At 71.6% G+C, this 26561-nt stretch carries 22 protein-coding genes; 18 read left to right on the plus strand and 4 right to left on the minus strand.

The features are described 5' to 3' along the window. The first annotated feature begins 33 nt into the window (after positions 1-33). Together argG and ACIBR0_RS17035 are read left to right on the plus strand one after the other, a co-directional pair. A complete protein-coding gene (gene argG, locus ACIBR0_RS17030; protein ID WP_396716551.1) occupies positions 34-1485 on the plus strand; it encodes an argininosuccinate synthase in 1452 nt (483 codons plus the stop codon). A 79-nt stretch (positions 1486-1564) separates the two neighbouring features. Beyond that, positions 1565-3403 carry a PucR family transcriptional regulator gene (locus ACIBR0_RS17035; RefSeq protein WP_396716553.1) on the plus strand — a complete coding sequence of 613 codons (1839 nt, stop codon included), beginning with the start codon at positions 1565-1567 and terminating at the stop codon, positions 3401-3403. Positions 3404-3521: 118 nt separating this feature from the next. Here ACIBR0_RS17035 and ACIBR0_RS17040 read toward each other — a convergent pair whose 3' ends face one another. Beyond that, positions 3522-4871, minus strand: a complete 1350-nt coding sequence (locus ACIBR0_RS17040) for a hypothetical protein (RefSeq protein WP_396716555.1) — start codon at positions 4869-4871, stop codon at positions 3522-3524. A gap of 87 nt (positions 4872-4958) precedes the next feature. On the opposite strand from ACIBR0_RS17040, the gene murD reads away from it, so the two are divergent. Continuing rightward, a complete protein-coding gene (gene murD / locus ACIBR0_RS17045) occupies positions 4959-6308 on the plus strand; it encodes a UDP-N-acetylmuramoyl-L-alanine--D-glutamate ligase (protein WP_396716557.1) in 1350 nt (449 codons plus the stop codon). A 45-nt stretch (positions 6309-6353) separates the two neighbouring features. Here the strand turns inward: murD and ACIBR0_RS17050 are convergent, their stop codons facing one another. Then, on the minus strand, positions 6354-7316 hold the full coding sequence (locus tag ACIBR0_RS17050) for a hypothetical protein (RefSeq protein ID WP_396716559.1): 963 nt from the start codon (positions 7314-7316) through the stop codon (positions 6354-6356). Positions 7317-7582: 266 nt separating this feature from the next. On the opposite strand from ACIBR0_RS17050, the gene ACIBR0_RS17055 reads away from it, so the two are divergent. Next, complete coding sequence (locus ACIBR0_RS17055; RefSeq protein WP_396716561.1) at positions 7583-8887, plus strand: aspartate aminotransferase family protein; 1305 nt, start codon at positions 7583-7585, stop codon at positions 8885-8887. Next, positions 8884-10374 carry a CoA-acylating methylmalonate-semialdehyde dehydrogenase gene (locus tag ACIBR0_RS17060; protein WP_396716563.1) on the plus strand — a complete coding sequence of 497 codons (1491 nt, stop codon included), beginning with the start codon at positions 8884-8886 and terminating at the stop codon, positions 10372-10374. The genes ACIBR0_RS17055 and ACIBR0_RS17060 overlap by 4 nt, the downstream gene beginning before the upstream one ends. Here ACIBR0_RS17060 and ACIBR0_RS17065 read toward each other — a convergent pair. Continuing rightward, positions 10346-11683 carry an acyltransferase gene (locus ACIBR0_RS17065; RefSeq protein ID WP_396716565.1) on the minus strand — a complete coding sequence of 446 codons (1338 nt, stop codon included), beginning with the start codon at positions 11681-11683 and terminating at the stop codon, positions 10346-10348. The two genes, ACIBR0_RS17060 and ACIBR0_RS17065, sit on opposite strands and share 29 nt — an antisense overlap. A gap of 198 nt (positions 11684-11881) precedes the next feature. On the opposite strand from ACIBR0_RS17065, the gene ngcE (ACIBR0_RS17070) reads away from it, so the two are divergent. The 4 genes from ngcE (ACIBR0_RS17070) (at position 11882) to ACIBR0_RS17085 (ending at position 15542) form a co-directional block, all read left to right on the plus strand. Beyond that, the gene (gene ngcE, locus ACIBR0_RS17070) at positions 11882-13297 is read left to right on the plus strand and encodes an N-acetylglucosamine/diacetylchitobiose ABC transporter substrate-binding protein (RefSeq protein ID WP_396716567.1); all 1416 of its coding nucleotides are present in this window, start codon (positions 11882-11884) and stop codon (positions 13295-13297) included. A 30-nt stretch (positions 13298-13327) separates the two neighbouring features. Continuing rightward, positions 13328-14236 carry a carbohydrate ABC transporter permease gene (locus ACIBR0_RS17075; RefSeq protein ID WP_396716569.1) on the plus strand — a complete coding sequence of 303 codons (909 nt, stop codon included), beginning with the start codon at positions 13328-13330 and terminating at the stop codon, positions 14234-14236. After that, on the plus strand, positions 14233-15141 hold the full coding sequence (locus tag ACIBR0_RS17080; protein ID WP_396716571.1) for a carbohydrate ABC transporter permease: 909 nt from the start codon (positions 14233-14235) through the stop codon (positions 15139-15141). The genes ACIBR0_RS17075 and ACIBR0_RS17080 overlap by 4 nt, the downstream gene beginning before the upstream one ends. Before the next feature lie 62 nt (positions 15142-15203). After that, positions 15204-15542, plus strand: coding sequence for a hypothetical protein (locus ACIBR0_RS17085; protein ID WP_396716573.1), 339 nt, complete (start codon positions 15204-15206; stop codon positions 15540-15542). Positions 15543-15824: 282 nt separating this feature from the next. Here the strand turns inward: ACIBR0_RS17085 and ACIBR0_RS17090 are convergent, their stop codons facing one another. Next, a complete protein-coding gene (locus ACIBR0_RS17090) occupies positions 15825-16811 on the minus strand; it encodes an N-acetylglucosamine kinase (RefSeq protein ID WP_396716575.1) in 987 nt (328 codons plus the stop codon). A gap of 192 nt (positions 16812-17003) precedes the next feature. Here ACIBR0_RS17090 and ACIBR0_RS17095 point away from each other — a divergent pair, with 192 nt between their 5' ends. The 9 genes from ACIBR0_RS17095 to ACIBR0_RS17135 all read left to right on the plus strand — a co-directional run bounded on the left by ACIBR0_RS17095 (position 17004) and on the right by ACIBR0_RS17135 (position 26491). Further along, a complete protein-coding gene (locus tag ACIBR0_RS17095; protein ID WP_396716577.1) occupies positions 17004-17954 on the plus strand; it encodes a MurR/RpiR family transcriptional regulator in 951 nt (316 codons plus the stop codon). Continuing rightward, positions 17951-18700 carry an SIS domain-containing protein gene (locus ACIBR0_RS17100; protein ID WP_357037488.1) on the plus strand — a complete coding sequence of 250 codons (750 nt, stop codon included), beginning with the start codon at positions 17951-17953 and terminating at the stop codon, positions 18698-18700. Before ACIBR0_RS17095 ends, ACIBR0_RS17100 begins: the two co-directional genes overlap by 4 nt. A 24-nt stretch (positions 18701-18724) precedes the next feature. After that, the gene (ngcE, locus tag ACIBR0_RS17105; RefSeq protein WP_396716579.1) at positions 18725-20128 is read left to right on the plus strand and encodes an N-acetylglucosamine/diacetylchitobiose ABC transporter substrate-binding protein; all 1404 of its coding nucleotides are present in this window, start codon (positions 18725-18727) and stop codon (positions 20126-20128) included. Between the two features lie 21 nt (positions 20129-20149). Beyond that, positions 20150-21091, plus strand: coding sequence for a sugar ABC transporter permease (locus ACIBR0_RS17110; protein ID WP_357037482.1), 942 nt, complete (start codon positions 20150-20152; stop codon positions 21089-21091). A 169-nt stretch (positions 21092-21260) separates the two neighbouring features. After that, a complete protein-coding gene (locus ACIBR0_RS17115; RefSeq protein WP_357037494.1) occupies positions 21261-22061 on the plus strand; it encodes a carbohydrate ABC transporter permease in 801 nt (266 codons plus the stop codon). A 126-nt stretch (positions 22062-22187) separates the two neighbouring features. Then, positions 22188-23888, plus strand: a complete 1701-nt coding sequence (locus ACIBR0_RS17120; protein ID WP_396716582.1) for a bifunctional 3'-5' exonuclease/DNA polymerase — start codon at positions 22188-22190, stop codon at positions 23886-23888. Positions 23889-23969: 81 nt separating this feature from the next. Further along, on the plus strand, positions 23970-24467 hold the full coding sequence (locus ACIBR0_RS17125) for a SigE family RNA polymerase sigma factor (RefSeq protein ID WP_396716584.1): 498 nt from the start codon (positions 23970-23972) through the stop codon (positions 24465-24467). Continuing rightward, positions 24464-25498, plus strand: coding sequence for a hypothetical protein (locus tag ACIBR0_RS17130; RefSeq protein WP_396716586.1), 1035 nt, complete (start codon positions 24464-24466; stop codon positions 25496-25498). Before ACIBR0_RS17125 ends, ACIBR0_RS17130 begins: the two co-directional genes overlap by 4 nt. Positions 25499-26152: 654 nt before the next feature. Then, complete coding sequence (locus ACIBR0_RS17135; protein WP_396716588.1) at positions 26153-26491, plus strand: MerR family transcriptional regulator; 339 nt, start codon at positions 26153-26155, stop codon at positions 26489-26491. Positions 26492-26561: the final 70 nt, after the last annotated feature.

The following is a 26561-nucleotide window of genomic DNA, read 5'->3' on the forward strand; positions in this document are numbered from 1 at the left end:
CATGACCATGCAACTTCGTGCATAATCTTCCTCGTGTCCAAGGTTCTCACCTCCCTGCCCACCGGTGAACGTGTCGGCATCGCCTTCTCCGGCGGCCTCGACACCTCGGTCGCGGTCGCGTGGATGCGCGAAAAGGGCGCCGTTCCCTGCGCCTACACCGCCGACATCGGCCAGTACGACGAGCCCGACATCGCCTCGGTGCCCGGTCGCGCGCTCAGCTACGGCGCCGAGGTCGCCCGACTGGTCGACTGCCGCGCCGCCCTGGTCGAGGAGGGCCTGGCGGCGCTGACCTGCGGGGCCTTCCACATCCGCTCGGGCGGGCGGGCGTACTTCAACACCACCCCGCTGGGCCGGGCGGTCACCGGGACCCTGCTGGTGCGGGCGATGATCTCCGACGACGTCCAGATCTGGGGCGACGGGTCGACCTTCAAGGGCAACGACATCGAGCGGTTCTACCGGTACGGCCTGCTGGCCAACCCGCAGCTGCGCATCTACAAGCCGTGGCTCGACACCGACTTCGTCACCGAACTGGGTGGGCGTAAGGAGATGTCGGAGTGGCTGCTCGAACGTGGCCTGCCGTACCGGGACAGCACCGAGAAGGCGTACTCCACCGACGCCAACATCTGGGGCGCCACGCACGAGGCGAAGATCCTCGAACACCTCGACACCGGCATCGAGACGGTCAACCCGATCATGGGCGTCCGGTTCTGGGACCCGTCGGTGGAGATCCCGACCGAGGACGTCACGATCGGCTTCGACCAGGGACGTCCGGTGACGATCAACGGCAAGGAGTTCGGCAGCCCCGTCGACCTGGTGCTGGAGGCGAACGCCATCGGCGGCCGGCACGGCCTGGGCATGTCCGACCAGATCGAGAACCGGATCATCGAGGCCAAGAGCCGGGGCATCTACGAGGCGCCCGGCATGGCGCTGCTGCACGCCGCGTACGAACGGCTGGTCAACGCCATCCACAACGAGGACACCCTGGCGAACTACCACAGCGAGGGCCGCCGCCTCGGTCGGCTCATGTACGAGGGGCGCTGGCTGGACCCGCAGGCGCTGATGCTGCGCGAGTCGTTGCAGCGCTGGGTCGGCACGGCCGTCACCGGCGAGGTGACGTTGCGGCTGCGCCGGGGCGAGGACTACTCGATCCTGGACACCACCGGCCCGGCGTTCAGCTACCACCCGGACAAGCTGTCGATGGAGCGCACCGAGGACTCGGCGTTCGGCCCGTCGGACCGGATCGGCCAGCTCACCATGCGCAACCTGGACATCGCCGACTCGCGGGCGAAGCTGGAGCAGTACGCCACCCTCGGCATGGTCGGCGGCGCGAGCCCGCAGCGGATGGTCGGTGCCGCGCAGGCGGCCTCGACCGGGCTGATCGGTGCGATGCCACAGGGCGGCGCGGAGGCCATCGCGTCCCGGGGCGTCTCCTCCGGCGACGACGAGGCACTCGACCGCGCCGCGATGGAGTTCGGCGTCGACTGAGCGACGCCTCCGCGCGGAGACCTCCGACTGATCGGGCCACCGACCGGCCGATCGCGCAGCGCAGGTCACGGACGGTAGCGTGTCGGCCGTGTTCCCTACCGTGCGTGAAGTCCTCGCGTTGGACCCGGTCCGCCACGGCGCTCCGCGCCTGGTCGCCGGTGACAGCGGCCTGGACGCGCCGGTCCGCTGGGTGCACGTGACCGAGGTGCCGGACATCGCCACGCTCCTGGGCGGCGGCGAACTGGTGCTCACCACCGGCATCGGACTGCCCGCCGACGACGCGGGGCTGCGCGCCTTCATCGGCGACCTGGCCGATGTCGGCGTGTCCGGGCTGGTCGTCGAGCTGGGTCGCCGGTACCTCAACCAGGTCCCCCGGGTGATGGCCGCCGCCGCCGAACGCCGCGGGCTGCCCCTGGTGGAGCTGCGGCGGGCCACCCCGTTCGTGCGGATCACCGAGGCCGTGCACGCGCTGATCGTCGACGCGCAGCTCACCGAGCTGCGGGCCACCGAGGAGATCCACCAGCGCTTCACCGAGCTGTCGGTGGAGGGCGCCGGCCCGGGCGAGGTGGTACGGCAGGCGGCCGAGCTGTCCGGCTGCCCGGTCGTGCTGGAGAACCTGTCCCGGCAGGTGCTCGCGTACGACCCGGCGGGGGAGAGCGCGGAGCTGCTGCTCGACGGGTGGGAGCAGCACTCCCGGCGGATCCGACCGGCCGGACGGACGGCGTACGACGGCGACAGCGGCTGGTTGGTGACCACGGTCGGCGCCCGGGGCCAGGACTGGGGACGCCTGCTGCTGCGCTGGCCCGGCGGCGGCGACCTGGCCACCTCGCCCGCCGGGGACCACACCGCCGCAGACCACACCGCCGCGGACCCGACCGGCGGGGAGCCGGACGGGCGCGACCCGGAGACCCCGGTTCCGGCCACTGCCGGCCGGACCGTCGCGGTGCCGCCGACCCGGCTCACCATCCTCGTCGAGCGGGCCGCGTCCACGCTCGCGCTGGGCCGGCTCATCCGCCGTGACGCCGAGGGCCTGGAACGACAGATCCACCGCACCCTGCTCACCGCGCTGCTCGACCACTCGCGGCCGGTGGACGAGGTGGCGCTGCGGGCCAAGGCGCTCGGGGTGGTGCTGGACCGCCGGCACCTCGTCGGTGTGGTGGTCCGTCACCGGACCGACGACGGCGCACCGGCCGGCGAACCGGACCCGGAGGCCGCGCCAGCGCGGCTGCGTGACCTGGCCGAGGCGGTCGGCCAGGCGCTGCGGGAGGCGAAACTGACCGGGCTGACCAGTGCCGTCGACGACCAGGCCGTCGGCGCGCTGCTGGCCCTGCCCGAGGCCGCCGCCGAGGAGCGGGCGCTGGCCGCGTTCGCCGCCGCGCTGCGGCGGGGCCGTCCCGACGCGTCCGCGCCCCGGCAGGCCGGCCCGGCCCGCGCGGTGGCCGGCTCCGGAGGACGGGTGACCGCCACCGGCGCCGTGATCATCGCCGCCGGGTCGGGGGTCGGCAGCCTGCGGGAGGCCCGCCGCTCGCTGGTCGAGGCACGGCAGATCGCCGACGCCGCCCGCCGGGACCGCCGGGACCTGCCGATCTTCCGGTTGCCGCACGTCGGGCTCGCGGGCCTGCTGCACCTGCTGCGGGACGAGCCCCGGGTGCAGACGTTCGTCGAGCGCGAGCTGGGGGCCCTGCTGGCGTACGACGCGCAGCACCCCCGCGAGCAGCTGCTCGGCACCCTGCGGGCGTACCTGGACGCGGGCCGGAACAAGTCCGCGGCGGCGGCCGCCGCCCACCTGTCCCGGCCGGCCTTCTACGAACGGTTGGCCCGGATCGCCCGCATCCTCGACGTCGACCTGGACTCGGTCGAGGCCTGCCTCTCCCTGCACGTGGCCCTGGAAGCCCTCGACGCCATCCGCACCCCCTGACCCCTGCCGCCACCCTCGCGCCTGACGGCGCCCGCACTTTCACCGAAACAGTGGCTATTCGGCCGCGAATAGCCACTGTTTCCGTGAAACAGCGCGGAGCATGGAGCGGGGGTGCGGATCAGGTGAGGGCTTCGAGGGCCTTGACGTAGGCGGGGGGGACGTGGTTCGGGCCGCCGGGGGTGAAGACGTCGCTCGTCGTCGCGGCCTGCCAGGCGGTGTCGGGTACGGCGTCGACGAGGGCGCGGACGACCGGGGTGTCCCGCCACTGCGCCTGCTGGGCGAGCAGGCTCAACGCCACCACCGACTCCTCGACCTCGCCGACGCACTCGAACGGCTTGTGGCCGTCCACGCCGAGCAGTTCCCGGTAGCCGGGGATCTGCGTGTCGTCGGCGAGCAGGTCGCCGCCGAAGATGTGGGTGATCCGCTCGCGGGGCATGAACGGCGCCATGGCCAGGAAGACGAACCGGCACTTGGGGCAGTCGCGGCACCAGCGCTCGCTGGCGTCGCGCAGCTTGAAGGCCGCGTTGCAGCTGGTCACCACGTCGTCGTAGCGGTCGATCGCGGCGAACAGCCGGGCGATGTGCAGCTCGGACAGGGACCGCAGCAGGGAGAAGTACGGCTCGGTGAGCCCGGCGTGCTCGGCCAGCGCCGCCCGCAGCAGGCCCTCGGCCTCGACGCCCTTGGACCACTGGTGGTTGATCTCGTGACCGTTCCAGACCAGGTTCGGGTCGGACGCGGAGCGCTCGTTGGACATCACCACCGGCCCCAGGCCGTGGAGGACGGCGGTGGCGACGGCGATCAGCGAGTTGATCGCGGTGACCGGGATGTGCCCGTTGCGGGCGCCGGCCGCGTTCAGCTCGAACAGCACCGGGTCGATCCGCCGTCGGGCGGCGAGGGGTGTCAGGCCGGACGCCTCGTTGACCGAGACGATCACGTGGTTGGGGTTGACCGAGAAGGGCACCGGGTCGAAGCCCGCCCGCCGCAGCGCCTCCAGGCTGACGATCGAGTCCTTGCCACCGCCGACGGCGGAGAGGGGACGGAGGTCGGAGTTGTCGTACCCGCGAGCGGCGGCGACGGTGCCGGCCGGCACCTCGGGCGTCAGCAGCAGCACGTGCGGCAGCCCGTTGCGGTACGCGTACTCCGCCAGGCCCTTGGTGTAGACGGCGGTGACCAGTGCGGCGGCGGCCTCGCCCAGCGGCGCCGGCAGCACCAGCCGGCCCGGTGCGGCGGCCTTGTAGTAGCTGACCCCGGCGACCACGTGCAGCAGCTCCAGGACCCGGCCCAGGGTCGCCACCGTCTCGTCCGACGGCGGCGCCTCCGGCAGCGGAAGCGTGATCACCTCGGTGAACCGTTGCTCGCCGTCGGGGCCGCTGAGGGCGTAGTCGAACAACACCTCCCCGGTGGAGAGGTCGATCGAGTAGGACGGGAAGGTGAAGGCGTCCATCCGCCGGAGCTGCTCGTTGGGCACACGCCATACTAGGCCCTGGTTCGTCCGCGGTGCCCGAGTGCGCCGGAGAGCGACCGTTCCGACCGGCCGACCTGGAGGAGATCACCTGTGCGCCTGTCTGACCTACGCGGACGTACCGTCGCCGTCTGGGGGGCCGGCCGGGAGGGTCGGGCCGCGGTGACCGCGATCGCCGCGCACGGCCCGGCCGACCTGGTCGCGGTCGACGACAGCGCCAACTTCCTCAGCCTGCCGTGGGAGGGGCCCCTCGCCGAGGCGGCCCCCCTGGTCACCGGCGAGGAGGGCTTCGCTCAGCTGCTCGCCGCCGACGTGGTGGTCCGCTCGCCCGGCGTGCCGAACACCCACCCGTGGCTGGTCGAGCTGCGACGGCGCGGCGTGACCGTCACCCAGGGCACCGCCCTCTGGATGGCCGACCACGGCGCCCGCACCGTCGGGGTGACCGGCAGCAAGGGCAAGAGCACCACGTCCAGCCTGATCAGCCACCTGCTGGCGGCGATGGACCGGCCCAACGTCTTCGGCGGCAACATCGGGGTGCCGACGCTGGACCTGCCGGAGGCCGAGCTGTACGTGCTGGAGCTGTCCAGCTACCAGTGCAGTGACCTGACCGACTCGCCCCGGGTCGCGGTGGTCACCGCCCTGTTCCCGGAGCACCTGGACGCGCACGGCGGTGAGCGGGAGTACTACCGGGACAAGCTGAACCTCCTCGCGCACGGGCCGGAGACGGTCGTGGTCAACGGCGCGGACCCGCGGCTCGCCGCCGAGCTGGGCGACCGGCCGGCCGTCCGCGCCGGCACTCCGGACACCGCGCACGTGGCCACCGGCGGAGACGGCACGCCCTGGTTCCACCTCGGAGACCAGCCGCTGTTCCCCCGCGCGGTGCTGCCGCTGGTCGGCCGGCACAACGAGGGCAACCTCTGCGTGGCCCTCGCCGTGCTCGACGCCCTCGGCGTGGACGTGGTCGCCCGGAAGGACACCCTCGCCGTGGCGGTGGCCGAGTTCCAGGGGCTCGCGCACCGGCTCACCGAGATCGTCGACCCGTCCGGTCTCACCTTCGTCGACGACACCCTGGCCACCAGCCCGTACGCGGCCATGCACGCCATCGACGCGTACGAGGGGCGGCCGTTGACCGTGATCGTCGGCGGCACCGACCGAGGCCTGGACTACACCCCGCTGGCGGAGCACCTCGCCGAACGCGAGATCACCGTCATCGGCATCCCCGACAGCGGGCTCCGGATCGTGGCGGCGCTGGACGGGCTGCCGAAGGTGCGTACCGAGACGGTCGACGACCTGGTCGACGCGGTCCGGCTGTCCCGCGACGTGACCCCGCCCGGCGGGGTGGTGCTGCTGTCGCCGGCCGCCCCCAGCTACGGCCGGTTCCGCAACTTCGAGCACCGCTCCGAGGTGTTCGCCCAGGCCGTCCGGGACACCGCCACCGGTTAAGAAGGGGCCCTTCCTCTACCTCAGGCGTTAAGCGGGGGCCCTTCCTTACACCAGCAGCGCCCGTGCCGACCGGATCGCCGAGCGGATCTCCTGGAGGTACCGGCCCGGCGTGAGCGTCGGCTCGGGCAGCACCGCCACGTCCGGCAGGGCCGGGTCGACGCCGACGGTCTCCACCCCGCAGCCGTACGGCAGCGCGAGCGTGCGCAGCGCGTCGCAGTGCTGGAACGGGACGTAGATCGGCGCGGTCACGCACAGCACCTCGTCGCCGGGGGAGAGGCGCACGTGCCCGGCCCAGAACCGCTGGGTGTCGGCGGTGTGCGCGCGGCGGTGCTCCGGCTCGCTGGACGGTGCGGCGAGGACCCGGACCGGCGGCAGGCCCGGCGGCCGGTACGTCCGCGAGGACCAGGAGTGGTGCGGGTGCCCGGCGTCGTGGCCGTCCTCGTCGGCGGGTGCGGCCACCCCGAACAGCCGCCGGACGGCCGCGTCCAGCACGTCGACCTCGGTGGCGCACGGCGGCAGCCCGGCGTCGGCGAGCATGCGTCGCTCCACCTCGGACAGGGGCCGGAAGCTGCCGAGCACGGCGGCCTCGCCGGTGACCTCCGGGCCGGTGCGCAGCAGGTGGGCGGCGTACGCGACGCGGCGCACGCAGGCGTGCGCCAGCCCGCCCAGCACGACCAGGTGGGCGTACGCCGCCCGGCTCGGTGGGGCGGGACGGACCAGGCCGAGCGCGGCGGCGGCGTCGAGGACGAGCGCGACGGTGTGCAGGTCGAAGGCCGGCTCCCGGGCGTCGGGGCGTTCGCGACCGGCGCGGAAGTCCCAGTGCCGGGCGGAGAAGTCGTCCAGGGCGTCGAGCACCGCGGCGAGGTCGCCGGTGGGCCAGTCACCGCCGAAGTGCCCGACGAGCGACCGCAGCGGGGGTGACTCCACCCAGGCCCGTACGTCCTGCGTCAGCTGGGCGACGCTCGTGCCGGCCGCGCCGCTCGGCAACGCCACGTCCCGGATCCGCACGAGCCGGATGCTACCTCCGACAAGGGTCGACGCGCGGCATCCGCCCGGTCGCCAGTTCGGCGGGCGCTGCCACGGATCCCGTTGCCGGCGGGCATCGCCACGACGGGAAAGCGGCATGGTGGCGGTGTCACGCCCCGGAATCCGTGCCGACCCGGGGTTGACGCGGTGTCAGGAGGATGGTGCGCTCGCGCTACACAGTGACAGTTGTCCCTGGCACGGGGTGATGAGAGCGTGCGGGGACGCCAACCGCGCTGAGAGGTGCCACGATGACCACCGACGACCTGCTGGCCCGGCACCGCGCCGTGCTCCCGTCCTGGATGCCGCTCTACTACGCCGAGCCGATCGAGCTGGTCTCCGGCTCCGGTCGCCGGGTGACCGACGCGCAGGGGCGCACCTACCTCGACTTCTTCGGCGGCGTGCTCACCAACATGATCGGCTACGACATTCCGGAGATCCGCGAGGCGGTGGAGCGGCAGATCCGCACCGGCATCGTGCACACCTCCACGATCTACCTGATCCGTCAGCAGGTCGAGCTGGCCGAGAAGATCGCCCGCCTGTCCGGCATCCCGGACGCCCGGGTCTTCTTCACCAACTCCGGCACCGAGGCGAACGAGGCGGCCCTGCTGGTGGCGACCAACCACCGGCGCTCGCACCAGATCCTCGCCGTGCGCAACAGCTACCACGGCCGGTCGTACGCGGCGATGGGCGTCACCGGCAACCGCAACTGGTCCGCCAGCGGCCTCAACCCGCTCCAGGTGGCCTGGCTGCACTCCGGTGAGCGGCTGCGCGGCCTGCTGTCCCGGTTGCCGGAGTCCGACCGGATCGAGGCGGCCGTGGAGGATCTGCGCGAGGTTCTCGCCACCCAGACCGCCGGCGACGTGGCCTGCCTGATCGCCGAGCCGATCCAGGGCGTCGGCGGCTTCGTCGCCCCGCCGGACGGGCTCTTCGCGGCCTGGAAGAAGGTGCTCGACGAGCACGGCATTCTGCTGATCAGCGACGAGGTGCAGACCGGCTGGGGTCGTACCGGTGAGCACTTCTGGGGCTACCAGGCGCACGGTGTCACGCCGGATCTGCTCACCTTCGCCAAGGGCATCGGCAACGGCTTCGCCCTGGCCGGGGTGGTCGGCCGGGCCGACGTGCTGGAGTCGGTGCCGGCGATCAGCTTCTCCACCTTCGGCGGCAACCCCGTCTCCACCGCGGCCGGCAACGCCGTCCTCGACTATCTGCGCGACCACGACCTCCAGGCCAACGCGGCCCGCGTCGGCGCGATCCTCGCCGACGGCCTGCGGTCCGCCCTGGCCGGTCTCGACTGCGTCGCCGAGGTACGCGGGAAGGGCCTCATGCTCGGCGTCGAGTTCGTCCGGCCGGGCACGGCGGAACCCGACCCGGCGCTGACCGCCCGCGTGTTCGAGGCGTGCCGCGCCGGTGGCCTGCTCGCCGGCAAGGGCGGCCTGCACGGGAACGTGCTGCGGATGGGCCCACCGCTGACCCTGACCGAGGACGAGGCCCGGGAGGGCCTGGCCATCCTGGTCGGGGCGGTCCGCTCCTCCGCCGAGGCGGTCACGGCATGAACGTCATCGGGCACTTCGTCGACGGGAAGCGGACCGGCGGCGCGTCGGAGCGGCGCGGGGACGTGTTCGATCCGGCGACCGGCCGGCGTACCGGTCAGGTGGAGCTGGCCTCCGCCGCGGACGTCGCGGTCGCGGTCGAGGCCGCCGAGCGGGCCGCGCGGACCTGGCGGGACGTGAGCCTGGCCCGGCGGACGGCGGTGCTGTTCGCCTTCCGCGAGCTGGTCCACGCGCGGCGGGACCGGCTCGCGGAGGTGATCACCGCCGAGCACGGCAAGGTCCTCGCCGACGCCGCCGGCGAGGTGCAGCGCGGGCTGGAGGTCATCGAGTACGCCTGCGGCCTGCCCTCGGCGCTGCGCGGCGCGTTCAGCGAGAACGTGTCGACCGAGGTCGACTCGTACACGATCCGGCAGCCGCTGGGCGTGGTCGCCGTGATCTCGCCGTTCAACTTCCCGGTGATGGTCCCACTGTGGTTCGTTCCGGTCGCGGTGGCGGCGGGCAACGCGGTGGTGCTGAAGCCGAGCGAGAAGGACCCGAGCGCGGCGCTGCTGCTTGCCGAGTGGTTCGCCGAGGCGGGGCTGCCCGACGGGGTGCTCAACGTGGTGAACGGTGACAAGGAGGCGGTCGACGCGCTGCTGGACCATCCGGCGGTCCGGGCGGTGTCGTTCGTCGGCTCCACCCCGATCGCCCGGTACGTCTACCAGCGCGGCGCCGCCGCCGGCAAGCGGGTGCAGGCCCTGGGCGGGGCGAAGAACCACATGGTGGTGCTGCCCGACGCCGACCTGGACCTGGCCGCCGACGCGGCGGTGAACGCCGGGTTCGGCTCGGCGGGGGAGCGGTGCATGGCGATCTCCGCGCTGGTCGCGGTGGAGCCGATCGCCGATGCCCTGGTCGCGAAGATCGCCGAGCGGGTGGCCGACCTGCGGACCGGCGACGGCCGGCGCGGCTGCGACATGGGTCCGCTGGTCACGGCGGCGCACGCCGAGCGGGTCCGGGGGTACGTCGAGGCCGGTGTGGCGGCCGGCGCGACTCCGGTGGTGGACGGCCGGGACGTCGAGCCGGACGGCGACGCCGGCGGGTTCTGGCTCGGCCCGACGCTGTTCGACCACGTCACCCCGGACATGTCGATCTACACCGACGAGATCTTCGGGCCGGTGCTCAGCGTGCTCCGGGTCGGCTCGTACGACGAGGCGGTCGACCTGGTCAACGCCAGCCCGTACGGCAACGGCACGGCGATCTTCACCAACGACGGCGGCGCGGCCCGGCGCTACCAGCACGAGGTGGAGGTCGGCATGGTCGGGATCAACGTGCCGATCCCGGTGCCGATGGCCTACCACTCCTTCGGCGGCTGGAAGTCCTCCCTCTTCGGGGACCTGCACGCGCACGGCGAGGACGGGGTGCGGTTCTACACGCGGAGCAAGGTCGTCACCAGCCGCTGGCTCGACCCGCGCCACGGCGGGATCAACCTCGGCTTCCCGACCCAGTCCTGAGCAACCGCAGGGTGCCGGCCCCGGCGACGTACGCCACCAGGGCCGGCACCGGCAGGCCCAGCGGCTCCGGGGCCGAGCGCGACGTGCGGGCGTTGGCGACCAGCGCGTACACGACGGCGACGTACGCGACGACGGCGAGCGTGGTGCGGACGGACGCCCGGCCGGCGCGGGCGTCGGCGCGGCCCCGCCCGGTGCGGGCCTCGATCGGGCCGAAGACGGCGACCAGGACGGCGAGGAGCACGGCCAGCAGCAGCACCCAGGGCAGTCGCCCGGCGTACCAGGCCGCCGAGCCGGCCGGCGGGGTCGGCAGCCGACCGACCGCGTCCAGGGCGCCCACCAGCAGGATCGCCGCCGTGAGGTGCCACAGGAAGACGGTGAGCACGACCGCGTTGACCGCGATCACCACGAGCCACGGTCGGGTGCGGTGCAGCCAGCGCTCGACCGGGTCGTGCACCAGCAGGATCAGCCCGACCTGGGCGGTGGCGAGCGTGAGCAGCGCGAGGCTCGGCGGCGCGGCGTTGTCCAGGCGTTCGCCGGGGACGTTCAGCATGACCACCGGGTAGGGCCCGACGGTGGTGAGCAGGATCGTCGCACCGAGGCCGCCGGCCAGCAGCACCGCGCCGGCACGGCGGGACAGCGGAAGCGCGGGCGCACCCGTGCGGGCTTCGTGCCAGGCGATGCCGAGCTGATGCACGGCGAGCCAGCCGAAGAGGTAGTTCGGCAGGGCCAGGCCCTCCGGGCCCAGTGCCCGTCCCAGGTCACCGGCCGCCACGAGCACGGCCAGCCCGACCGGGACGGCGAGCCCGAAGCGGCGGTGCAGCGCCGTCATCGCCGGGGTCAGGGGAACCACCAGCAGGTAGGCGGCGAGGAACCACAGCGGGATGGTCGCGTAGTACACGACGGCGCGGACCAGCGAGGCCGGCGCGCCGGCCAGCGACGCCACGGCCGCGCCGGCGGCGAGCGTCACCAGCAGCGCGGTGGTGGGCCGGAGCAGTCGCGCCGCCCGGTCCAGCAGCCATCCGGTGGCGTCGCCGCCCCGGGCCCGGCGCGCGGAGAGTGAGGCGGCGTTGGCGAACCCGCCGACGAGGAAGAACACCGGCATCACCTGGGCGACCCAGGTCAGCGGGTACGCCCACGGCAGGTCGGGCAGGGCGGAGCGGGCGGTCGGCCTGCCGGCGGCGTCGTACCCGATGGTGGCCACCGCCCAGTGGCCGAGAACGACCATGACGATGGCGAGCGCCCGGAGCAGGTCGACGATCCGTTCCCGACCAGCCGGCGTGGCCTCGGCGAGCGCACGCAGTCGGCGCATGGAGCGAGCGTATGCCAGCTGTGGTGTGGCCGGTGGTGATAACGGTTCGGCCGTCGGGTCTTGAAGTCCGAGCCCTCCTGCCGTAGAAATTCTTCAGTAACACGTTGCGAACTGAAGACAAACTTCCCCCGTGCCTCGCGCGACGACCGCCTCCCCCGTACCCGGTGGTCGTCGGAACACCGAATCCGAGGAGAGACGATGAACAGGCGTGACATCCTGCGGCGTAGCGCCGCCGCCGGCCTGCTGGCCACCCCCGCCGCCGGGCTGCTCGCCGGCTGCGCCACCGGTGGCGACGACGACGGCGGCGACGCCGGCACCTACAAGGGCACCAAGAGCGAGCAGAACCCGCTCGGCGTCAAGGAGGACGCGCCGCTGGAGGTGGTCATCTTCAACGGCGGCTTCGGCGAGGAGTACGCCAAGGCCCACGAGGCCATGTACACCGAGAAGTACCCGAAGGCGACGATCAAGCACTCCGCGACGCAGGAGATCAGCAAGACCCTCCAGCCCCGCTTCGTCGACGGCACCCCGCCGGACGTGGTCAACAACTCCGGCGCCGGCCAGATCGACTTCAACGGCCTCGTCTCCCAGAACGCCATCGCCGACCTCGGCGAGCTGCTCGACGCACCCAGTCTCGACATTCCCGGCAAGAAGGTGCGCGACACCCTGCTGCCCGGCGCGGTCGAGGTCGGTTCGTACGACGGCAAGTTCCTGGTGATGAACTACACCTACACCGTCTACGGCATCTGGCACTCCAGCAAGCTCTTCACCGAGCGCAACTGGCAGTACGGGAAGACCTGGGACGACCACATCGCACTGTGCAGGCAGATCAAGGCCGCGGGCATCGCCCCCTGGACGTACGCGGGCGCCCACCCCCGCTACATGAGCTGGCCGCTGATCTCCACCGCCATCAAGTTCGGCGGGCCGCAGGTCGCCGTGGCGATCGACAACCTGGAGCCGAACGCCTGGAAGTCCGACGCGATGAAGGCCGCCGCCGACGCGTGGCACCAGATCGTCAAGGACAAGTTCATCCTGGAGGGCTCCCCGGGCCTGGACCACAAGCAGTCGCAGACCGCGTGGTGCCAGGGCAAGGCCGCCTTCATCTCGTGCGGCTCCTGGCTGGAGGCCGAGCAGAAGGACGTCACCCCGGCCGGGTTCAACATGGCCGTCCAGCCCACCCCGAGCCTGGGCAGCGGCGACAAGCTGCCCTTCGAGGCGGTCCGTGGCACCGCCGGCGAGCCGTTCATGGTGCCGGCCAAGGCGAAGAACCTCGCCGGCGGCCTGGAGTACTTCCGGACGATGCTGTCGCGCAAGGGCGCCCAGGACTTCACGAAGAAGGTGTCCAGCCTGACCGTGGTCGCCGGCGCCAGCGACGGCGTCGAGCTGCCGTACGGCCTGAACACGGTGGTCAAGGCCCTGGAGGCGTCCGGCGCCGACGGGTTCAACTGGGTCTACAACAACTACTACCGCAAGCTGGAGCGCAACCTCGTCGACGCCGCCTGCGGCGAGTTCTTCAGCGGCCGGATCGGCCCGGCGGAGTTCCTCGACCAGTGCCAGAAGGGCGCCGACTCGATCGCCCAGGACAGCTCGGTCAAGAAGTACAAGCGGACCGCCTGACGCCGTCCGCCCTGGGAGGGGAAGAGCACCGTGAGACATGGCAAGTGGCCGCTGATCGTCACCTTCCTGGTGCCGCCGGTCCTGCTGTACGTCGTCTTCGTCGTGTCGCCGTACCTGCAGGCGTTCCAGATCTCCACCACGGACTGGCTCGGCTACTCCGCCGACGCCAACTTCATCGGACTGGAGAACTTCCGGGCCCTGTGGCGCGACGACTACGTCTGGAACGCGTTGCAGAACAACGCGATCCTGCTGGCACTCGTGCCGGTGGTGACGATCGTCCTCGGGCTCTTCTTCGCCTCGATGCTCACCATGGGCGGTCGAAAGGGCCGTGCCGGCGTCAGCGGCGTACGCGGCACGGCCTTCTACCGCACCGTCTACTTCTTCCCGCAGGTGCTCTCCGTCGTGATCATCGCGCTGCTGTGGAAGGAGGTCTACCACCCCAACAAGGGACTGTTGACCAGTTCGCTGGCCAGCCTCGGGCTGTCGGCGCCGACCTGGCTGGGCGACCCGGCGACCGCCTTCTGGTGTGTCCTGGCGGTGATGGTGTGGAGCAACGTCGGCTTCTACGTGGTGCTCTTCGGCGCGGCCATGGCGGCCATCCCGAAGGAGATCTACGAGGCGGTCATGCTCGACGGTGCCTCCCGGCTCACCACCCTGCGTCGGGTGACCATCCCGCTGTTGTGGGACACCGTCCAGGTCGCCTGGGTCTACCTGGCCATCTTCGCGCTGGACGGGTTCATTCTCGTGCAGCTCATGACCAACGGCGGCCCGAACTTCTCCACCGACGTGATCGGCGTGCGCATGTACGACACCGCGTTCGGCAGCGAGACGAAGTTCGGGTACGCCTCGGCGATGGGCGTCGTGATGTTCTTCCTGACCCTCTCGGTGGCGGTGCTGGCACTGCGGGCCGGCCGACGTGATCGGATCGAACTGTCGTGACCACTCTGGACGAGACGGCGCCGGCGGCGGTGACCGCGGCTCCGGCCGCACCCGCCGCCGACCGTCCCCTGCGCCGTGAACTCGGCGTCGCGAACCTGCTGTCGCACGGCTTCCTGCTCTTCTGGGGCGCGGTGACCGTCCTGCCGCTGGTGTGGATGGTCGTCAGCGCGTTCAAGAGCAACGGCGAGATCCTCGCCGACCCGTGGGGGCTGCCCGAGGCACTGCGCTTCGACAACTTCGTCCGGGCCTGGACCGGTGCGAACATCGGCCGGTACTTCCTCAACAGCCTCATCGTCGTGGCCGGCTCGGTCAGCCTGACCATGCTGATGGGCGCCACCGCCGCCTACGTCTTCGCCCGGTACGAGTTCCGCGGCCGGCAGATCGTCTACTACCTGTTCGTCGGCGGGCTGATGTTCCCCGTCTTCCTGGCCCTGGTGCCACTGTTCTTCGTGGTGCGCAACGCCGGCCTGTTCGGCACCTGGACCGGCCTGATCCTGGTCTACGCCGCGTACTCCCTGCCGTTCACGGTGTTCTTCCTGACCGCGTTCTTCCGGACGCTGCCCACCTCGGTGGCCGAGGCGGCGCTGGTCGACGGCTGCGGACATTTCCGGCTCTTCTTCCAGGTGATGCTGCCGATGGCGCGTCCGGGACTGATCAGTGTCGCGATCTTCAACTTCCTCAACCACTGGAACCAGTTCCTGCTGCCGCAGGTGCTCATGCAGGGCGACGAGGACAAGTGGGTGCTCGCCCAGGGGCTCTTCGCGCTCTCGGTCAGCCAGGGCTACGCCGGCGACTACGCCCGGCTCTTCGCCGGCCTCACCATCGCCGTGCTGCCGGTGCTCGCCGTGTACGTCATCTTCCAGCGGCAGGTGCAGTCCGGCCTCACCGCCGGCCAGCTTAAGTGACGCGGTTGCGGCGGGTGTGCCGGACAACACCGGACGGGTGCGGGTGCCCATAGATCGGTCGTGTGATCGACCGGACCAGCTTCGCGCCGTTCGTGTTCGTCGAGCACGACGACCCGCCGGTGCGCGACTGCGGCGGCCGGAGCCGCCCCCGCTACGGTCTCCTGCTGCACGGCGTGGACATGGAGCGGGCCGTGGCGACCCTCGCCCGGGCGGGAGTGTCCTGCGACGGTACGGGCTGGCACGACGTGGCCGAGGGGCTTGCCCGCAGGGAACTGCCGGACGAGGTCGACCTGCTGACCTTCGACTCCGATGGGCAAGCAGCTGGGAGCGGCGTACCGCGACCTCCTTGCGCACGCCGACCCGACTCCGCTCGCGTGACCGTTATTGATTATTGCTCCTGAAGCGTCCGCACGGGTTCGTGGGTGGTGGGTCGAGGATGTCGGTGAGTGGTTGAGTGAGCGTGATGTCTGTCGGACATCTTTATGTCTGACAGACATCACGGGGAAAGACCTTCCCTCCGCCGGTTCCGCGGGTTTCGTCGTTCCGCCGGTCCTGCCGTTCTGCCGTTCAGGCCTTGATCCACTCGATGTCACTGATATCGCGGTGTCGGCGGGCCCAGGACAGCCCGACTTCAATGACATCGTGTTGATCTTGCGCGGGGTGCGGGGCTCGGTCGCGGGTGGTCAGGGGGTGTGGACGAGGAGGGCGTGCAGGGCCTCGGGGTCGGTGACCTCGGGCAGGTCCAGCGCGGCGAGCCACGCGGCCGCCGCCGCACCGTCCCCGGCTGTCCGTACGTCCGCGTCGGGCCAGCGTGACGTGACCTCGGCGCGGACCGCCACTCCCAGCGGGGTGTCGCCGGTGAGCAGGCCGCCACCGAGGACGACCGGCTCGGCGGCGCCGGCCGGGCGGATCCGCGCGGCGCTCTCGGCGAGGTGCGCTGCCGCCTCGGCGATCAGCGCCGTGGCGACGGGTTCGCCGTCGCGGGCCGCGTCGACGACCAGTGGAGCGAGTCGCGCCAGCTCGACCGGGGGTCGGCGGGTGACCGCCTGGATCAGCGTGTCGACGGTGTGCCGGGGGCGGGGCGCGACCTCGGCCGAGCCGAGCAGCGACGTGAGAACGCGGGTGCCGAGCGGGTCGGGCGTGCGGGCCCGGTCCAGGTCGGCCAGGAGGCGCCGGACCGCCTCGCGGCCCAGCCAGAAGCCGGAGCCGGCGTCGCCGAGGAGCCAGCCGTGCCCGTCCGCCACGCGGTCCAGCCGCAGGTCCCGTACGGCGGCGGCGATGGCGCCGGTGCCGGCGATCAGCACCGTGCCGTGCGGGCTGGCGGTGCCGGAGGCGTACGCGACGAGGGCGTCGCCGTGAACCGAATACGGGCAGCGGAGGCCGGCGTCGTGCCAGGCCCGGTCGAAGGCGTCCCGCCCGGCGGGGTCGGCGAGCAGGCGGGCGGCTCCGGCGAGGCCGATCACGCCAGCGCGTACCCGGTCGAGGTCGACCTCGGCGAGCGCGGCGCGCAGGGCCGCGCGCAGCTCGTCGGCGGCCCGGTCCGCGCCGTGGCTCGTGGGGTTGCCGCCGCCGGCGCGGCCGCTGCCGACGCGGCGGCCGTCGAGGGTCAGGGCGGTCGCGCGGGTGGACGTACCTCCGACGTCGAGACCGACCACGACGGTGTCGGACATGCGGCGTCACCTCCCTGATCAACCAGCGTTCATGCTGGTCGGCGCGGGGGTGTCCGGGCAAGAGTGGAGGCCGTCCAGGGGCTGTGCGCCAGGTAACAGTTTGAAAACTTCGCCCACGGTCTTGACAGGGAGGGCCCTTCAGTAAGAACTTTTACCACTAACAGTTAACACTCTTTTCCGAAAGGGCGTCCGATGGTTGATCACGAGGTGGACACCGCCGCGGGAACCGCGGTGGTCGACGCCGACGGGTTCGACCGGCGGGTCGCCTCCGACGGGGTGCTGGCGCGGGTCCGCGCCGGGGCGGGAGAGTTGACGGGGGCGTTGCGCCGGGTCGCCGAGCACGTGCTCAGCGACCCGGAGGCAGCGGCCCGGGCGACCATCGTCGAACTGGCCGAGCGAAGCGGCACCTCGCCGGCGACCATCACCCGGTTCTGCCGGGCGATGGGCTTCGACGGGTACGCCGACCTGCGGCTGGGCATCGCCGCCGAGACCGGGCGGGCCCGCTCGGCGGGCTGGACCGTCGACATCGGGCGGGAGATCCAACCGGGTGACCCGCTGTCCCGGGTGCTCAACCAGATCATGGCTGCCGACACCCGGGCCATGCACGACACCGCCGCACTGCTCGACCTCGCCGAGGTGGAACGGGCCGCCGTCGCCATCGCCGGGGCCAGCCGGGTGAACATCTTCGGTGCCAGCGGCAGCGCGCTGGTCGGCGAGGAGATGCAGTTCAGCCTGCACCGCATCGGGGTGGCCGCCTGGGCCTGGAACGACGTGCACGAGGGGCTGGCCAGCGCGGCCCTGCTCCGGGCCGGCGACGTCGCGCTGGGCATCTCGCACACCGGCCAGACCCGGGAGACCATCGAGATGCTCGCCGAGGCCGGCAGCCGAGGCGCGACCACCGTCGCGCTCACCGGGTTCCCGCGCTCGCCGCTGGCCGAGCTGGCCGACATCGTGCTGCTCACCGCCAGCCAGGCCACCACCTTCCGCCCGGACGCGCTGTCCGCCCGGCATCCCCAGCTCGTCGTGCTCGACCTGCTCTACATCGCCGTCGCGCAGCGCACCCACGACCGCGCCCACGCGGCCTTCCGGCGTACCGCCCAGGCCGTCGACGGGCACAAGGCCGCGAAGGGGGTCACGTCATGATCAGTGCCCGGGGGTACGCCGAGGCGGTCCGTCCGGTCCTCGACCGGCTGGTCGACGACAGCGCCGACGCGCTCACCGCCGCCGCCGACCTGATCGCCGGCAGTCTCCGCTCCGGCGGCGTGCTGCAGGCCTTCGGCGCCGGCCACTCCGAGGCGTTCGCCGCGGAGCTGGTCGCCCGGGCCGGTGGCCTCGTACCCACCAACCGGATCTCCCTGCACGACCTGGTGCTGCACGGCGACGCCCCGCGCGACATGCTCGCCGACCCGAAGCTGGAGCGCGACCCGGCCGTCGCCCACCAGCTCTACGCACTCGCGACGCCCCAACCGCAGGACGTGTTCGTGGTGGCGTCACAGTCCGGCATCAACGGCTCGGTGGTCGAGCTGGCGGCGCTGGTCACCGGTCGCGGTCACCCGCTGATCGCGGTCACCTCGGTCGAGCACACCGCGCGGGTCGCCCCACGGCACCCGTCCGGCAAGCGGCTCGTCGACCTCGCCGACGTCGTGCTGGACAACGGCGCGCCGTACGGCGACGCACTGCTGCCGCTCGAGGGCGGCGGCGCGGTCTGTGCGGTCTCCTCGGTCACCGCGGCGCTCCTGGCGCAGCTGCTGACCGCCGAGGTCGTACGACGGTTCCACCAGGCCGGAGAGGTACCCCCTATCTACCTCTCCGCCAACGTCCCCGGTGGGGACGAGCACAACCACGCCCTCGAGTCGCGGTACGCCGGGCGCCTCCGGCGTACCGCCTGACCCGAATCCCAAGGAGAGTCGCAGATGTCTGTTACCCCCGAACTCGACCGCCGCACCCTGCTGCGCCGCGCGGCGGCGGCGGGCCTGCTCGTCACGCCGGCCGTCGGCCTGCTCAGCGCCTGCGCCGGCAGCGAGCCGACCAAGTCCGACGACTCCGGTGCCGCGAAGAGCAAGGACAACCCGTTCGGCCTGAAGGACGACAGCGCCGTCAAGGTGGTCATCTTCAACGGTGGTCTCGGTGACGCCTGGGCCAAGGAAGACCAGGTCATCTTCAAGGCCAAGCACCCGAACGTCACGGTCAACATGAGCTCCACCCAGAAGATCAAGACCGAAGAGCAGCCGAAGATGGCGACCCAGCCGAGTGACCTGGTCATGAACTCGGGCGCCGACATGATGGACATCAGCACGCTGATCAACGAGGGTGCGATCGAGCCGCTGGACGACCTGCTCACCGCTCCCGCCTGGGACAGCGAGGGCACCGTCGGGGACTCGCTCCTGCCGGGCACCGCCGCGGACGGCACCTACCAGGGCAAGCTCTACGTGGTCAACGTGGCCTACACGGTGTGGGGCAACTGGTACAACGGCGCCCTGTTCGCCAAGGAGGGCTGGACGCCGCCGAAGACGTTCGAGGAGTTCTTCGCGCTCGCGCCGAAGATCAAGGCGAAGGGCATGGCGCCGTACGTCCACGACGCCGTGCACGGCTACTACCCGCGGTGGGCGATCATGGCCACCGTCTGGAAGTCCGCCGGCAAGCAGGCGGTCGTCGACATCGACAACCTGAAGGACAACGCCTGGAAGGCCGACGGCGTCCTGCCGGCCATCGAGGTCTGGGAGAAGATGGTCAAGGACAAGCTGCTGCTCCCGGGCAAGCTCGACCACACCCAGTCGCAGCAGGCGTGGCTGGACGGCAAGGCCGCGTTCATCCAGGTCGGCACCTGGCTGAAGAACGAGATGGCGTCGACCATCCCGCCGGGCTTCGAGATGAAGCTGTCGGACTACTGGGGCCTGGGCGCCAGCGACAAGGCGCCGAAGGACGTCTACGCCGGCGCCGGTGAGGGCTTCGTCGTGCCGAGCAAGGCGCCGAACAAGGCGGCGGCCAAGGAGTTCCTGCGGGCCGTGCTGTCCAAGGCCGGCTCGGCGAAGTTCGCGGAGCTGACCAAGTCGCTGGCCTCCACCAAGGGCTCCGGGGACAACGTGCAGGACTCGGCGATCGCCACCGCCAACGAGGTCATGAAGAACGCCGGATCGGACCTCATCTCGATCAAGCTGTGGAACTTCTACGCCGACCTGGACAAGGAGAGCCAGAACCTCTCCGCCGAGCTGATGGCCGGCCGGCTCACCGCGCAGCAGTTCGTCGACAAGATGCAGGCGGCCGCCGACAAGGTCGCCAAGGACTCGTCGATCAAGAAGCAGACCCGTACCGCCTGACCGAGCGAAAAGAGTGAGTCCATGCGGCACGGTGTCGCGCGCTTCGTCACGGGCTTCCTGGCCCTGCCCGTCGCGCTGTACCTCTTCTACGTGGTCTGGCCCTTCGCCCAGGCGGCCGGGTACTCGCTGACCGACTGGGGAGGCTACTCCGACCGGCAGCAGTTCGTCGGGCTGGACAACTACGTCCGGCTGTTCTCCGACGAGCTGATCAGGAAGGCGTTCTGGCACAACGTGTTCTTCCTGGTCACCGTGCCGCTGTTCACGATCGCGCTGGCCCTGTTCCTCGCGTTCCTGCTCAACGTGGGCGGACGCGAGGACAGGGCCGGCATCCGGGGCGTCTTCGGCTCCGGTCTGTACAAGGTGATCTTCTTCTTCCCCCAGGTGCTGTCCCTGGTGGTCATCGCGGTCATGTGGCAGCAGATCTACCGGGCCGACAGCCAGGGTCTGATCAACGGCCTGCTCATCAAGATCGGGCTGGTCGACGCCGACAACCCGATCGCCTTCACCAACGACCCCGAGCCGTTCCTCGGCGTACCGGCGGTGCTGTGGTGGTTGCTGATCATCGCGGTCTGGAGCGGCGCGGGGTTCTACATGGTGCTCTTCTCCGCCGCCATGCAGTCGATCCCGAAGGACATCTACGAGGCGGCGCTGCTCGACGGCGCGGGCCGCTTCCACACGTTCTTCCGGATCACCCTGCCGCTGCTGCGGGACACCGTCTCGGTGGCCTGGGTGTACCTGGGCTTCATCGCCCTGGACATGTTCGCCCTGGTGTACGTGATGACGCCCAGCCAGGGCGGCCCCAACCACGCCAGCGAGATCTTCGCCTCGGTGATCAACTTCAACGCGTTCCAGAAGGGCCAGTTCGGCTACGCCTGCGCGATCGCCGTGGCACTGGCCATCTTCACGATCCTGCTGGCCGCCCTCCAGCTCCGGATCACCCGCCGTGAGCGGATCGAGTACTGAGGAGGCCTGGACGATGAGCACGGTGACACACAGCTCCGACCGGACCCGACCCGCCGCTCCGCCGCCGGCCGGCGCCGTGCCGGGCCGGGGGACCGATTCCGCCGCCAACGGCTTCGGCGCCCGGATCTTCAACGGCTTCTCGCACCTGTTCCTCGTGGTGTGGGCGGTCATGGTCATCTACCCGCTGGCCTGGGTGGTGATGTCCGCCCTCAAGACCGACTCCGAGGTGATCCGCGAGCCGCTGTCGTTGTTCCCCGAGTCACTCCAGTGGGACAACTTCGCCCGCGCCTGGACGGCGGGGATCGACAGCTTCTTCCTCAACACGCTGCTGGTGCTGGTCGGCAGCGTCTTCCTCACCATGCTGCTGGGCTCCATGGCCGCGTACGTCCTGGCCCGCTACGAGTTCCCGGGCAACCGGCTGATCTACTGGATGTTCCTGTCCGGGCTGACGCTGCCGATCTACCTCGCCGCGGTGCCGTTGTTCAAGGGCGTCTACAACACCGGCGTGGTGCTGCCGTTCCTGGGCCCGAACAAGCACGTGATGCTGATCCTCGTGTACGTGGCCTGGTCGCTGTCGTTCACGGTCTTCTTCATGCACTCGTTCTTCCGGACGCTGCCGAACGCGATCGCCGAGGCGGGCATGGTCGACGGTGCGTCGCACACCCGGCTGTTCTTCAGCGTGATGCTGCCGATGGCGAAGCCGGGGCTGATCAGCATCGGCATCTTCAACGTGCTCGGGCAGTGGAACCAGTGGTACCTGCCGACGCTGCTCATGCAGTCGGTTGCGGGGGAGCCGAAGAACCAGGTCATCGCCCAGGGCCTGATCGAGCTGTCGGTCAACCAGGGCTACAAGTCCGACTGGTCCGGCCTGTTCGCCGGGGTGACCATGGCGATGCTGCCGGTGCTCGTCGTGTACGTCGTCTTCCAGCGGCAGGTGCAGTCCGGCCTGACTGCCGGCGTCAGCAAGTAGGCACCGCCCGCCCGTCGCTCGCCGTCGAGCACGCAGTTTCACGGAAAGAGTGGCCATTCCCGGGGGAATGACCACTCTTTCCGTGAAACTGGCCCCACTCCCGCGAAGGGGGGCGGGGGGCGGGGAGTGTCGGACCGGCGAGGCAGAATCACGTTCGTGCTGGTGGCGGTGGTGGCGGACGAGGTCGGCGGGGGAGTGCTGCAACCCCTCGACCCGACCGGCCGTCCCGCCGGCCCCGCCGAGGTCGTCACCGACCTCGCCGCCGCCGTGGCCGCCCGGGAGCGCGACGGGCACCCGCGTTGGGTGTGGGCCTCCGGCGCCACGGTCTACCCCGCCCTGCTGCGGGCCGGTGCCCGGGTCGAGCGGTGCCACGACGTCGAGCTGACCGAGGCGCTGCTGCTCGGGCACGCCGGCCGCTGGGGCGAGCCCCGGTCGTTCGCCGCCGCCTGGGCGCGGCTCACCGGCGCGCCGGTGCCGGCCGATCCGCCGCCGCGCCCGGCGGCGCCACCCGGCCACGGTCAGGACGCGCTCTTCGACGCCCCGTCCGGTTCACCGGGGCCGGGCATCGAGGCGCTGACGCGGGTGTACGCGGACCAGCTCGCCCGCATCGCCACCACCGAGCACCCCGGCCGGTTCCGGTTGCTGGTCGCCGCCGAGTCGGCCGGTGCGCTCATCGCGGTCGAGATGGGGGCCGCCGGCCTGCCGTGGCGGGTCGACGTGCACGACGCGCTCCTCGCCGACCTGCTCGGGGAGCCGTCCCCGGTCGGCGGCCCGCCGCGCCGGCTGGCCGAGCTGGCCGGGCGGATCGCGGAGGCGCTCGGCGTACGTCAGGTGCACGCCGACTCCCCGGCGGAGCTGGTGCGGGCGTTCGCACGGGCGGGCGTGGAGGTGCCGAACACGCGGGCCTGGGTGCTGCGCGGGGTGGACCATCCGGCGGTGCCGCTCGTCCTGGAGTACAAGGAGCTCTACCGGATCTGGACGGCGCACGGCTGGGCCTGGCGCGACGCCTGGGTCTCCGACGGCCGGTTCCAGCCGGAGTACGTGCCGGGCGGGGTGGTCTCCGGCCGGTGGGCCACCCGGGGCGGTGGGGCGTTGCAGATTCCCAAGGTGATCCGGCGGGCCGTGGTGGCCGACCCGGGGTGGCGGTTCGTCGTCGCCGACGCGGGCCAGTTGGAGCCCCGGGTGCTCGCCGCGGTCTCCGGTGACGCCCGGCTGGCCGCCGCCGGTGGGGCGGGGGACCTCTACGCGGCCCTGGCGAAGGACGCCTTCGGCGGTGACCGGCCCCGCGCCAAGGTGGCCCTGCTCGGCGCGATGTACGGGCAGACCGGTGGCGCGGCGGTGCCGGCGCTGGCGGTGCTGCGGAGCAACTACCCGACGGCGTTCGCGTACGTCGAGGCGGCGGCCCGCACCGGGGAGGCCGGCGGACTGGTCCGGTCGTGGTTGGGGCGGACCTGCCCGCCGGGCACGGCCGGGTTCGGCGACGAGGGGGAGGGCGACGGCGGCGGCGGCGACCCGCAGTCACCCCGGGCCCGGGCGGCCCGGTCACGGGGGCGGTTCACCCGCAACTTCGTCATCCAGGCCACCGCCGCGGAGTGGGCGTCGACGCTGCTGGCCACGCTGCGCGGGGAGCTGGCCGGCACGGGCGCCGAGCTGGTGTTCTTCCAGCACGACGAGGTGATGGTGCACTGCCCGGCGGAGCAGGCCGAGGCGGTGGCGGAGGCGGTCGGCCGCAGCGGCGAGAGGGCGTCGGCGCTGCTGTTCGGCGACACCCCGGTGCGGTTCCCGCTGGACGTGTCCGTCGTGGAGAGCTACGCCGACGCCGCGTGACACCGAGCGGGGAGCGGTGACGCAACCTTTTCCGGCGACGACCGGTACTACCGGGTGACCGACTCGACGGAAGGGCGGCATGTGATCACACCGGAGGGGTTCGACGATTTCGTCGCGACCCGCTCACCGCGGCTGCTGCGCACCGCCTTCCTGCTCACCCGCGACTGGGCGCTGGCGGAGGACCTGCTGCAGACGGCCCTGGCGCGGGCATGGGAGGCGTGGCGGCGCGTCGAGGGCGATCCCGAGCCGTACGTGCGGCGGATCATCGTCAACACGTACGCCTCGTCGTGGCGGCGACGGTGGCGGGGCGAGCTGCCCACCGCCGACCTGCCCGAATCGGGGGAGTGCGCCGACCCGTACCAGACCGTGGACGATCGGGAGCGGCTCTGGCGGGCGTTGGGTGGTCTGCCTCGCCGGCAGCGCGCGGTGCTGGTGCTGCGCTACTTCGAGGACCTGTCTGAGATTGAGACCGCCGAGACCCTCGGCTGCTCGGTCGGAACGGTGAAGAGCCAGGCCAGCCGCGCGCTGGCCAAGCTGCGACTCGATGAGACGTTCGCGCCGGAAGGGGTTCGGCAATGAATCTGATCGACCTCAAGCAGGTGTTCGACGACCGTTCCGTCGGCGCGGCCGAGCAGTTCGTGCCGCAGGGGCGGCTGCGTGGCGTACGGACCAGGGTGGTCGCGCGGCGCCGGCGGCGGATCGCGACCTGGACCACCGCCGCGGTGGTCGCGGTGGTTGCGCTGGCCGTCGCCGTACCTGGAGGGCAGCCGGACGTCACCCCCGCTCCGGCGGTCAGCCCGTCGCCGGCACGCATCGAGGGATTCCCGGAGTACGCCCTGGGGGCGCGTGTCGTCGCCGCAGCCTCCGGGACGGCGCCGGAGCAACGGGTCGAGCTGACGGTGGTGCCGACGACCCTCGACCTCGTCGTCTTCACTCGCTGCGACGGCGCCGGCGAGAACGTCTCGATCATGCACGAGTTGCGCGTCAACGGCCGCGAACTGGCCGACGGCAGCTGTGGTGGATCGCTGCGCCCGTCGGACTTCGCAGGCCTGGGCGTCGGGGTTGGTGAACCCGCCACCTTCGTCATGAGGCTCAGCGGGGCAGAGCGGCAGGACGAGTCGAGCAGGGCCGCAGCACCGATCCCGGACGGTGCGACGTTCGGGATCGCGGTCGGCGAGCGGATCCCGTTCGACCGCTATCCGCTGCCGCCCCGGCCGTCGGCAACGCCCACTCCGCTGGACCGGATGCCGCCGAACTGCGCTCCGGCGGCGTGCGCCGACGCCGTCGTCATCCGCTCGGACCCGACGGACCCGCTGCGTCCGGTCCGTCAGACGGTGGCCTGGCGGACGCTCGCCCAGATCGACATGGTCGCCCAGACGCCCGGTCTGCTGCACGTGCGGGTCAACGGCGTCGAGGTCACCACGGGCGAGTGGTGGGACTACGGGACGAGCGGCAACGGCATGTACGGCGACAAGGACCAGGGGTGGAAGAGCCCCTTCGGGCTCGACCTGCGCCCCGGTGACCCGGTGACCGTGGAGATCGTGCCCGAGCATGTCACCGGGCCTTGGCGAGTCGTCCTCGTCCCGGACGAGGCTGTTCCTGGTGGTTAGGGCCGGTGCGGCACGGGCGTCTGGCCGCTGTCCGGCGCGGCCAGCGCTCTGCTGAACCGCAAGATCCGCTACCCCCTGATGACGGAGCGAAAATCTAGGCTGGAACGACTGGATATCTTCGGCGGGGTGGCATACTCTTCCTCAAGTCGAGAGTACAGATCCGTCACGACGCAGACGGACCGTCCGGCCGTGAGGTCACGACGGACGGCGAGGAACGGAAAGATCTTCACCGTTCCTCGTAGAGGTGGTAGGAGCACGATCAGCCCCGATGGATTTGCGCGGGGCGCGCAGGTGAGGCCGATGCTTTCTCGGGGCTCCACCTGATGTTCGCCGTAGGTGCAGGGGCCAGGAAGTCGCGTGGGCCCCGACGCTGGCGGACCGTACGACAGCAAGGGAAACGGAAGCAGAGGAAAGGGAGGGCCGTACACCGTTGGATCGCCCGCCATCGGCCGTCATTCCAGGCTCGGCGGACACCGCAGTTTCCATCGAACGAGAGGTGGTCTCCGGTCACGCTTATGCGATCCTCGCACCCGAAGCCGTCAGTTGCGGCTGGTGCGCATACGACAAGCCGACGTTCCTGTCGGTAGATGGTGTTCTGACCCGTAACCCTGGGCCCCGGCGCTGACGCGCCGGGGCCCTCGACGTGGAGGTGACATGACGCAAAACCCTGACGACATGTTCGGCGACGAAGACTACCCGGCCTACACCATCGGTCGGGCCGCGGAGATGCTCGGCACCACCCAGGACTTCCTGCGCCGCCTGGACGAGGCGAAACTGATCAACCCGCACCGCTCCGCCGGAGGGCACCGACGCTACTCCCGCTATCAACTGCGCCTGGCGGCCCGGGCTCGCGAGATGGTCGACCAGGGTCTTGCCCTGGAGGCCGCCTGCCGGATCGTCATCCTCGAAGACCAACTCGAGGAAGCTCTGCGACAGAACCAGACGAATGGCCCGCCCCGGGGCGGCGACCACCCGCTGGGCGGAACGGGATAGATACCTAATCGATGCGATTTGCCCCGCTACTCACGTCCGGCCGCGTTCGTTGCAACCGGTGTGCGTAGGA

This window comes from Micromonospora sp. NPDC049497 (assembly GCF_044465805.1).
Lineage (GTDB): Bacteria > Actinomycetota > Actinomycetes > Mycobacteriales > Micromonosporaceae > Micromonospora.

Excerpts from the sequence above, each read along its gene's own strand:
- ACIBR0_RS17055 (WP_396716561.1), top strand. The coding sequence starts at position 7,583 with ATGACCACCGACGACCTGCTGGCCCGGCACCGCGCCGTGCTCCCGTCC.
- ACIBR0_RS17060 (WP_396716563.1), top strand. The coding sequence starts at position 8,884 with ATGAACGTCATCGGGCACTTCGTCGACGGGAAGCGGACCGGCGGCGCG.
- ACIBR0_RS17065 (WP_396716565.1), bottom strand. The coding sequence starts at position 11,683 with ATGCGCCGACTGCGTGCGCTCGCCGAGGCCACGCCGGCTGGTCGGGAA.
- ngcE (WP_396716567.1), top strand. The coding sequence starts at position 11,882 with ATGAACAGGCGTGACATCCTGCGGCGTAGCGCCGCCGCCGGCCTGCTG.
- ACIBR0_RS17090 (WP_396716575.1), bottom strand. The coding sequence starts at position 16,811 with ATGTCCGACACCGTCGTGGTCGGTCTCGACGTCGGAGGTACGTCCACC.
- ACIBR0_RS17095 (WP_396716577.1), top strand. The coding sequence starts at position 17,004 with ATGGTTGATCACGAGGTGGACACCGCCGCGGGAACCGCGGTGGTCGAC.
- ACIBR0_RS17100 (WP_357037488.1), top strand. The coding sequence starts at position 17,951 with ATGATCAGTGCCCGGGGGTACGCCGAGGCGGTCCGTCCGGTCCTCGAC.
- ngcE (WP_396716579.1), top strand. The coding sequence starts at position 18,725 with ATGTCTGTTACCCCCGAACTCGACCGCCGCACCCTGCTGCGCCGCGCG.
- ACIBR0_RS17110 (WP_357037482.1), top strand. The coding sequence starts at position 20,150 with ATGCGGCACGGTGTCGCGCGCTTCGTCACGGGCTTCCTGGCCCTGCCC.
- ACIBR0_RS17115 (WP_357037494.1), top strand. The coding sequence starts at position 21,261 with ATGGTCATCTACCCGCTGGCCTGGGTGGTGATGTCCGCCCTCAAGACC.
- ACIBR0_RS17130 (WP_396716586.1), top strand. The coding sequence starts at position 24,464 with ATGAATCTGATCGACCTCAAGCAGGTGTTCGACGACCGTTCCGTCGGC.
- ACIBR0_RS17135 (WP_396716588.1), top strand. The coding sequence starts at position 26,153 with ATGACGCAAAACCCTGACGACATGTTCGGCGACGAAGACTACCCGGCC.